General features: G+C 47.1%; 1 protein-coding gene. It reads right to left on the bottom strand.

The window, feature by feature from the left end; all coding sequences use genetic code 11:
- Window positions 1–378: amidoligase family protein (locus LIQ05_RS20835; RefSeq protein ID WP_226822947.1), on the bottom strand; the 378-nt coding region annotated here is incomplete at both ends.

Here is a 378-nt window from a genome sequence, read left to right on the forward strand (position 1 = left end):
GGAACGTAAATGCCGGGTTATCCCCGATCTCCGTCTTTTTTGCATGGGTACAGGACTGGTTGACCGCCTGTGCGGATATGGCAAGTGCCAGCGTAATGTTTGACCGGACTTTTCCTGCATGGAGGGTGCTTTCAAAACAACGCCATTCCAGTGTTCCCTTGGAAAAAACAGCATGTAGGTTTAAGGCATAATACCTTGTCCAGTTGTAATGCTCGGAGCTTCCGTCATTTCCCTCATACCATGCCCTTTTGAATTTTTCCATCGTGATGGTGCTGTTTGGCATCCGGCGGATCTTCTCCAATACCATAGGACGGACTTTCTGACAATACTCATCTTCCCTTCTCGTCTGTACATTTAAGGCTTTGAACAGAATATCCT

Source organism: Blautia glucerasea (assembly GCF_020537505.1).
In the GTDB taxonomy this organism is placed as follows: domain Bacteria; phylum Bacillota; class Clostridia; order Lachnospirales; family Lachnospiraceae; genus Blautia_A.